We start from the raw sequence: 8,245 nt of genomic DNA, 5'->3' as shown, positions 1-8,245 counted from the left end.
CTGCTCCTGCCGCCAATCACGCCTTCGCCGGGCTTGCCGATCTGCTCGGCCGCAATGGCTGAGACCGCGGCGGCCGGAGGCCATGGGCCAAGCCTGCGCATCGACAAATTCCTGTGGTTCGCGCGCCTCGCCAAAAGCCGATCGGTCGCGCAGAAAATGGCTGAGGATGGCCATATCCGGCTGAACGGGCGCCGCATCGAACGGGCGCATTCCCCTGTCCGCGCGGGCGACCTCATCACCTTTCCGCATCCCAATGGCGTACGCGTCGTCCGCATCGTCCAACTGCCCGGCCGCCGCGGCCCCGCGCCCGAAGCGCAAAGCTGTTACGAAGAACTGAAGCTTGGCCATTAGGCGGGCAAAAATATCCTCATTGACCTTCGGGCGCGCCGCGCATAGCAGGGCCGCCGCTGTCCAAACCCTATAGAGTGCTGACCCATGACCTATGTCGTGACCGACAATTGCATCCGCTGCAAATATATGGATTGCGTTGAGGTCTGTCCCGTGGACTGTTTCTACGAGGGCGAGAACATGCTGGTCATCAATCCCAACGAATGCATCGACTGCGGCGTGTGCGAACCGGAATGCCCGGCCGAAGCGATCCTGCCGGACACCGAAAGCGGCCTGGAACAGTGGCTGGAACTCAACACGAAATATTCCGCCGAATGGCCCAACATCACCGTCAAGGGCGAAGCGCCTGCCGACGCGGATGAGATGAAGGGCGTCGAGAACAAGCTGGAGAAGTTCTTTTCTCCCAATCCCGGCTCCGGCAGCTAAGCAGCAGGACTGACCGGCCTGTCATCATGGCCGCGCCGCCGTTGCAAGCTGCTCTGTGAAAAAGACTAGCCATTGCGCCTGATTCCGGCCCCTGCCGCTCGATATTGTGGCGGGGCTGGAATTTTTGTTACGAATCTGCTAAATGAGTTGCGAAAGACGGATATGGTCGCATCCGTTCTGGAGAATTCGCCTCATGTCTTCACGGTAGCGCCGCGGGCCTCTTCACTTGTGCCGCCATTCGCGCACCTGTTCCCGTGACGTTCACCGTATCAGCTGAATTAGAAAGGTTGCAAATGGCTGCCAAGGCGCTGTCCTTTGATGTTGGTGATTATGTCGTTTACCCCAAGCATGGCGTTGGCCGTGTGGTGGAATTGCAGAAGGAGCAGATTGCGGGCATGGAGCTTGAGCTTTATGTCCTGCGCTTCGAAAAAGAACGCATGACCCTGCGCGTCCCCACCAACAAGGCTGAGGGAGTCGGCATGCGCAAGCTGTCCTCCAACAAGACCCTTGAAGAAGCGATCGACACGCTGAAGGGCAAGCCCAAGGTGAAGCGCACCATGTGGTCGCGCCGCGCCCAGGAATATGAAGCAAAGATCAATTCGGGCGACCTCGTGTCGATCGCCGAAGTGACGCGCGACCTTTTCCGCGCCGACGATCAGCCGGAACAGAGCTATTCCGAACGGCAGATTTTCGAAGCGGCGTCCAGCCGCCTGGCACGCGAACTCGCCGCCATGGAGGAAACGGACGAGCCGAGCGCGCTCAAGAAGATCCTGCGCATCCTGAACGAGGCCGCGCCCAAGCATGCAAAGGCCGAAGCCTGAACAATCTTCGCCTGAACGATCTTCGGTTGAGCCGTCAACGGCATACCGGAATAAAGAGCGCCTGAAAGGGCGCTCTTTATTATGGAGTAAACTCCTTCCGTTCGGGCTGAGCGAAGCCGAAGCCCTTAACCGGGCGGAGCGAGGCCAGGGGAGAGCTTGTCCCAATCATGCTCACACAGGTTCCTGCGAAGGCGGAAGCATGGTGCACTTCGTTCCAAACAGGCAAATGGCCTCGGCACACTGATACGAGAAGTATTTCGGTCGTCCCAGCCGGCCTATTCGCTCTTACCGCTGGCAGCGCTCTGCGCCGCATCGCCGACATCGCTCGCCGCCTGACCTACCTGGGTCGCAGCGCTTTCCACCGCGCTATCCTTGCGGGATTCGCTGCTGATCAGGAAAAAGGCCGCAATCGCCACCACAACCACCAGCAGCAACACGGCCAGGGCGGTGCCGCCGCTGCGCTTTTCAATGACGGTCGTCGTCGTGGCCGGGCGTTCCTGATAATCCGCCATCATATCCTCCTCATCATTACGCCTCCCGCACGAATAATGTCCAAGTGCGGCAGCGGTTCCTGACGAGAAGAAAACGGCTGATCCTTGCGTTCCCGGCGCCCGCCGGTCAGCCCTTTGGATTCAGGGGCACGAATGCCCCTTTCTCCCGGTCCTTCACGACCTCATCCGCACGGAACACCGATCCGCTCATGGTGATGTAGATACCGGGCGGCGACATTTGCACCGTTGCGAACGCCATGCCCAGATTGAAGCTGGCGTCACTTTCACCAAAGCGTGCCGGGGCCAATGCGCCCACCAGCACCACGGTCTTGCCGGGAATGGCACGCAACCATTTGGCCGTTTCCGTCATCGTGTCGGTGCCATGCGTGATGATGACGTGCTTTTCGGGAGCCGCCGCTACGCGATCGCGAATTCGCGCCCGGTCGGCGTCATCCAGGTCAAGGCTGTCCTTCCGCGCCACTTCTTCGACCCGGAACGGCCGCTTGACGCGTGCGATCTCCAGCAGTTTGGCCATGACCGTTTCGCCGACCTGATAATCAGACAGGGCATCGAAGTAGATTTTGTCGATAGTGCCGCCCGTGGTGAGGATCAGGATCGGCGTTTCAGGAGGCAGCATGGTAAATGGTCCGCATTCGGTCACTCAGGCGCTCTGACGATCGTCCAACCGATCTAACCGCCCCGCGCCATTTCCTCGCCCCGGTCGCGCGCGGCGGTCAGCGTATCGGTCATCAGCTTTAGCAGCCTGCCGTCAGCATCCAACACGTTGAGCCCCTCACGCGTCATGCCTCCAGGGCTGGCAACCCGATCGGCCAGCACGCCGGGACTGTCTGCGGCCTGCTTTGCCATATTGGCCGATCCCCACACGGTCGCCATAGCCATGCGCGCCGCCTGTTCAGCGGACAGGCCGATCGCCTCGCCCGCACGGGCAAAGGCATCGATGAAGCGGAACAGGAAAGCCGGACCGCAGCCCGACAGCGCCGTCACCTCGTTGAACTGCCCCTCATCAGCGATCCGCTCCACCAGACCCAGCGGCGACATGAGCGCCTCGACCGCTGCATAACCCTCAACCGCCGTCCGCTCGTCAGCGCAGAGCGCGGTCACGCCGCCGCCAATTCCGACGGGCAGGTTGGGCATGGCCCGGACGATATCGCGCACCGCCGGGAAATGCTGGCGCAAATCCGCCAGACGCGTGCCAGCCAGAATGGATACCAGCCGCGCCTCCCCGTCGCTGATGGGCGCCAGCGATTCCGCAACATCGGCGAGTTGATAGGGCTTCATGCCCAGCAGGATCGTCGTGCCCGGCGGCAGGGTCGCGGGATATTCCGATATGACCCGCACCCCTTCCGCCACGGCCCGGCCGCTTGGGCGAAGCACCGTCACCCTCGCCGGGTCGAGCCCGCACGCGAGCCAGCGGACGAGCATCTGCCCCGCCATATTGCCGCAGCCGACAAGGAAAAGATGATCAGGCCAGAGCGTGGACATCGACCGCCGCCTTAGGCTTCGCCGCGCGTTTCGATAAGGCTGGCGGAGATCGCCTCCGCCGGGCTCTTGCCGCCCCACAGCACGAACTGGAACACCGGGTAAAAGCGCTCGCACTCGTCGATCGCCGTCTCCACCAGAATCTGCGCCTGATCGAGCGTCAACGTCCCGCCCGCGCCCAGCAGAGCGCCGTGGCGGAATAATATGATGCCGCTGGAGGACCAAAGCTCGAAATGACCAAGCCAAAGCTGCTCGTTGATCAGGCCCAGCGTTTCATAAATGGCGGCGCGCTTTTCATCGCTGACCCGGATGTCGGGCAAGGCCAGCAATTGCAGCACCTGATCCTCGTCGCGCCAGATGCCGCGCAGTTCATATTGCGCCCAGGAACCCTGCGTGCTCGCAACGATCTCGTCCTCGCCGACCTGATCGAAGCTCCATCCATGCGCTTCGAAATAGGCGGCCAGCATGTCGATCGGCGCGGCTTCCTGGCCGCCATTTTCATATTCGTCGCTGTCCATCATCTGCCGGCCTTAGAGCATGTCCCGATCGGTAGGGGAACCGATCGAATCGGCAAAATGCATGAAAGCTGTGGATCGTTGCAGAAAACGAACGGATGGGGATGCAGCGGGCGCTATTGCGCGTCCGTGGGCTTGTCCTTGGCGGGACGCACGGTCTTGGTCACCGGCTCGGGCGAACGGCCTTCCAGCGCGTCGATCCGGGCCTTCAGCAACTCCACTTCCTCGCGCGCGGCAGCGGCCATCGCCTTGACCGCATCGAATTCGTCGCGGCTGACGAAATCCATGCCGCCGATCCACTGCTTGGCCTTTTCACGGGCGTTGGTCTCGAACTCCCGGCTCATGCCCGCGACCGTCCCGGCGGCGCCGTTCACCAGCTTGGCGAGGTCGTCGAAAAAGCGGTTTTCGCTCTGCATGATCTGCTTATCCTGTCTTGATGGGCGCATCACCATGCGCCCGGCATCTATATCTGGGCCTTGAGCGCGGGCGCGACAAGGGTTTCCGCATCGGGATTGAGGCGGCCGATCTCATAATTGAGCGCCGCGGCGAAGACCAGCCATGCAAGATAGGGCAGCAGCAAAAGGCCCGCAGCCGCCCTGATCCTCCAGAAGAGAAAGGCGGTGATGGCGACAGTGACGATCAGCAGCAGGATCAGGATGAAGGCATTATCCACCTGATGCGCGCGGAAAAAGAGCGGCGACCAGAGCAGGTTCATGACGAGCTGGACCAGGAACAGCAGGATGGCCGCCCCCCGTCCGCGCGATCCCCGCGCATGGATGATCATCGCCAGCGCCAGGCCCATCAGCACGTAAAGGACCGTCCACGCAGCCCCGAAAGCCCAGCCCGGCGGCATGAAGGCGGGCTTTTCCAGCGCGTCGAACCAGCGGTTGCCATAGCCGCTATTGGCGATCCGGCCGGACAGGAAGCCCAGGAACACGATCGCCGGGACGCTCAGCAATGCCCAGCGCAGATAGGCGAGGCGCAGTTGGCCAGGGGACGCGATCTCGTTCATCGGCAGGACGACTCCCTCATGCTCACTCGGCGGCTTCGGGCGAATCCTTCAATGCCGAGTCAAGCCGCCTGCCCACGGTTTGCGGTGAAACGGTTCGTCTCGCAACCCGCGAATAGAGGATGGGGATCAGGAACAGCGTGATCAGCGTCGCCAGCGACACGCCGAACACCACCACCACGCCGATGGACTGGCGCGCAGCCGCCCCCGCTCCGCCCCGGATGACCAGCGGAACAGCGCCGATCACTGTCGCGATGGATGTCATCAGGATGGGGCGCAGACGCCGCGCGGCCGCCTGCCTGATCGCCTCCGCAATCTCCAGCCCCTCGTCGCGCAACTGGTTCGCGAACTCGACGATCAGGATGCCGTTCTTGGCCGCCAGACCCACCAGCATGACGATGCCGATCTGGCTGTAGAGGTTGATCGACCCGCCGCTGAGCGCCAGCCCCAGCACGCCGCCAGCCACGGCCAGCGGCACGGTGGCGATGATGACGCCGGGGTGGATGAAGCTTTCGAACTGCGCCGCCAGCAGCAGGTAGACGATCAGGATGGTCAGCCCGAACACCAGCCAGATCGACCCGCCCGTCTCCCGCAGCGACTGGCTTTCGCCGCGATAGCCGATGGCCAGCACTTCGGGCGACTGGCGCGCCTGCCCTTCCAGATAGGTGAGCGCCTCGCCCAGCGAATAGCCGGGCGCAAGGCCCGCCGTCAGCGTGATCGCGCGCAGCTTGTTATAGCGGTTGAGCTGGCGGGGCCCTGCGACCTCGCGCACCGTCACCACCGCCGACAGCGGCACCAGCGCGCCGGTGCGGGTGCGCACCTGTATGCGCTCCAGATCGGCCAGCGTCTGCCGTCCCTCCCGCTCCGCCTGGAGCAGGACGCGATATTCCTCGCCACGATCGACATAGGTGGTGACCCGGCGCGATCCCAGCAGCGTCTGCAACGCCTGGCTGATGTCGTTCGCCGACACGCCCAGGTCGCCCGCGCGCTGCTGGTTCACCTCGATCCGCATCTGCGGCTTGGTTTCCTTATAGTCGCTGTCCAGGTTGACGAGGCCGGGATTGTTCGCCGCCGCTGCCATGATACGGTCACGCGCGGCGACCAGTCCCTCATAGGTCGATCCCGTCAGCACGATATTCACCGGCAGGCCCCTGCCCCGCCCCAGCCCCGACCGGGGGGCGACATTGCCGCGCACGCCCGGCTGGTTCGCGATCGCCTTGTTGATGATGTCGGCGATTTCGGCCGTGGTGACGGTGCGGTCTTCCCATGGCCGCAGGAAGGCGATGACATTGCCGCTGTTGAAATCGTCGCTCGCGCCGAAACCGCCGGGCGTGCGCGTGATCAGCACTTGCAGGCGGCCGTCCTTCAGCAGCGGGGCCAGATCATTCTCCAGCCGTTCCATATAGCTTAGCATCCGGTCGAAGCCCGTGCCTTCGGGCGCGCTGATCTGGCCATCGGCGACGCCTGTATCCTCGGCCGGGGCCAGTTCGTTGGGCAGCGTCATGAACAGCGCGCCCGCCGCCCCCAGGAACAGCGCCAGCGCGATGAAGGCAGCGAGCGGCCGCCGCAGCACCTTGTCGAGCAGCCGCGCATAAGCGCCCTCCAGCCGCTGGAACCGGTTGTCCACCCATTTGGCCAGCCGCCCGCGCTCGCTATGCCGCAGCAGCTTGGAACAAAGCATCGGCGCAAGGCTGAGCGAAATGAATCCGGAAAAGGCGATGGCGGCGATCATCGCGATCGCCAGTTCGCGGAACAGCAGGCCGGTCTGCCCCGCCAGGAACATGACCGGCACGAACACGGCGCAGACGACCAGCGTCGTCGAAATGATGGCGAAGCCCACCTGCCGGGTGCCCAGATAAGCGGCGACCAGAGGGTCCTCCCCCTGCTCGATCCGGTGATAGACATTTTCCAGCACCACGATCGCGTCATCGACCACCAGCCCAATGGCGAGCACGAAGGCTAGCAGCGTCAAAAGGTTAATCGAAAGACCGAGCAGCCACATGACGGCGCAGGTGGCGAGCAGGCAGATCGGCACCGTGACCGAAGGGATGATGGTCGCGCGGAGAGACCCCAGGAACAGAAAGATGACCATGATGACCAGGATCGCCGCTTCCAACAGCGTGTCATAGACATTGTCGATCGCCCGGCTGATGAACAGCGACTCGTCCGACCCGATATTGACGCTCATCCCCTCCGGCAGGTCCGGCCGGATCTGCTCGATCAGCGCCTTCGCCCGGTCGGCGACCTCCAGCGTGTTCGCGCCCGACTGGCGGATGATGCCCAGCCCGACGCCGTTCGCCTGATTGGTGCGGAAGGAGACATAGGGATTTTCCGGCCCCTCCTCGATCCGCGCGACATCGCCCAGCTTCACCTGATACCCGTCCGCGCCCCGGCCGATGACCAGTTGCGCGAACTGCTCCGGCGTCGAAAAGGCGCGTTCGACGCGCAGCGTCTGGTTCTGGTCCTTCGATTCGAACCGGCCGGCGGGCAGCTCGACATTCTGCGCGCGCAGGGCCGCTTCGACATCGGCGGGCGTCAGGGAGAAGGCGGCGAGCCGTTCCGCATTCAGCCAGATGCGCGTCGCCGGGCGCTGGTCCCCGCCGCCGCTGACGCGCGCCACGCCGTCGATCGCGGAAAAGCGGTCGACGATATTGCGGTCCAGATAGTCGGCGATCCGCACGGGCGACCATCCGGGCCTGCTGAACGCAATATACATGATCGGCCGCGCGTCGGCGTCCACCTTGCGGATTTCGGGCGCGAGCGCGTCTTCGGGCAGGTCCTCGATCACCGCGCCCACCCGGTCGCGCACGTCATTGGCCGATGAATCGATGTCGCGCGAAGGATCGAATTCGATGCTGATGGTCGACGTGCCGTCGCGCGATGTGGATGTGATGTTGCGGATGCCCTGAATCCCGGCAACCGAATCCTCTATGATCTGCGTGATCCGCGTTTCGATCACCGACGCCGCGGCGCCGGTATAGGTCGTCTCCACCGACACGATGGGGGGATCGGTATCGGGATATTCGCGGACGGACAGGCTGATATAGCCCACCACGCCGACGATGCAGAGCAGCACCGCGATGACCGCCGCGAAGACCGGGCGGCGGACGGAGATGTCGGACAGTTGCATCGGCC

Annotated in this window: 10 protein-coding genes; 3 read left to right on the top strand and 7 right to left on the bottom strand. The window is 63.6% G+C overall.

Translation table 11 applies throughout. The features are described 5' to 3' along the window. The first annotated feature begins 54 nt into the window (after nucleotides 1-54). The 3 genes from L288_RS28990 to L288_RS28980 all read left to right on the top strand — a co-directional run bounded on the left by L288_RS28990 (nucleotide 55) and on the right by L288_RS28980 (nucleotide 1,595). Nucleotides 55-351: an RNA-binding S4 domain-containing protein gene (locus tag L288_RS28990; protein ID WP_030538771.1), complete on the top strand. Its 297-nt coding sequence runs from the start codon at nucleotides 55-57 to the stop codon at nucleotides 349-351. A gap of 84 nt (nucleotides 352-435) precedes the next feature. After that, nucleotides 436-774 carry a ferredoxin FdxA gene (fdxA, locus tag L288_RS28985; protein ID WP_021237681.1) on the top strand — a complete coding sequence of 113 codons (339 nt, stop codon included), beginning with the start codon at nucleotides 436-438 and terminating at the stop codon, nucleotides 772-774. Between the two features lie 293 nt (nucleotides 775-1,067). Continuing rightward, on the top strand, nucleotides 1,068-1,595 hold the full coding sequence (locus L288_RS28980; RefSeq protein ID WP_021237680.1) for a CarD family transcriptional regulator: 528 nt from the start codon (nucleotides 1,068-1,070) through the stop codon (nucleotides 1,593-1,595). Nucleotides 1,596-1,870: 275 nt separating this feature from the next. Here L288_RS28980 and L288_RS28975 read toward each other — a convergent pair whose 3' ends face one another. From L288_RS28975 to L288_RS28945, 7 genes are all read right to left on the bottom strand, one after another. After that, nucleotides 1,871-2,107 carry a hypothetical protein gene (locus L288_RS28975; protein ID WP_031304140.1) on the bottom strand — a complete coding sequence of 79 codons (237 nt, stop codon included), beginning with the start codon at nucleotides 2,105-2,107 and terminating at the stop codon, nucleotides 1,871-1,873. A gap of 106 nt (nucleotides 2,108-2,213) precedes the next feature. Next, nucleotides 2,214-2,723: an asparaginase domain-containing protein gene (locus L288_RS28970; RefSeq protein ID WP_021237678.1), complete on the bottom strand. Its 510-nt coding sequence runs from the start codon at nucleotides 2,721-2,723 to the stop codon at nucleotides 2,214-2,216. A gap of 53 nt (nucleotides 2,724-2,776) precedes the next feature. Further along, on the bottom strand, nucleotides 2,777-3,589 hold the full coding sequence (locus tag L288_RS28965; RefSeq protein ID WP_021237677.1) for a pyrroline-5-carboxylate reductase family protein: 813 nt from the start codon (nucleotides 3,587-3,589) through the stop codon (nucleotides 2,777-2,779). 11 nt (nucleotides 3,590-3,600) lie between these two features. After that, nucleotides 3,601-4,107, bottom strand: a complete 507-nt coding sequence (locus L288_RS28960) for a type III secretion system chaperone family protein (RefSeq protein WP_021237676.1) — start codon at nucleotides 4,105-4,107, stop codon at nucleotides 3,601-3,603. Nucleotides 4,108-4,217: 110 nt separating this feature from the next. Further along, nucleotides 4,218-4,517, bottom strand: a complete 300-nt coding sequence (locus L288_RS28955; protein WP_021237675.1) for an accessory factor UbiK family protein — start codon at nucleotides 4,515-4,517, stop codon at nucleotides 4,218-4,220. A gap of 47 nt (nucleotides 4,518-4,564) precedes the next feature. Beyond that, the gene (locus L288_RS28950; protein ID WP_021237674.1) at nucleotides 4,565-5,113 is read right to left on the bottom strand and encodes a TspO/MBR family protein; all 549 of its coding nucleotides are present in this window, start codon (nucleotides 5,111-5,113) and stop codon (nucleotides 4,565-4,567) included. A gap of 22 nt (nucleotides 5,114-5,135) precedes the next feature. After that, nucleotides 5,136-8,240, bottom strand: coding sequence for an efflux RND transporter permease subunit (locus L288_RS28945; protein WP_021237673.1), 3,105 nt, complete (start codon nucleotides 8,238-8,240; stop codon nucleotides 5,136-5,138). Between the last annotated feature and the right edge of the window lie 5 nt (nucleotides 8,241-8,245).

This window comes from Sphingobium quisquiliarum P25 (genome assembly GCF_000445065.1).
Classification (GTDB): domain Bacteria; phylum Pseudomonadota; class Alphaproteobacteria; order Sphingomonadales; family Sphingomonadaceae; genus Sphingobium; species Sphingobium quisquiliarum.
The sequence above is the reverse complement of the archived record's forward strand: the minus strand, read 5'-3'. Positions and strand labels throughout refer to the sequence as shown.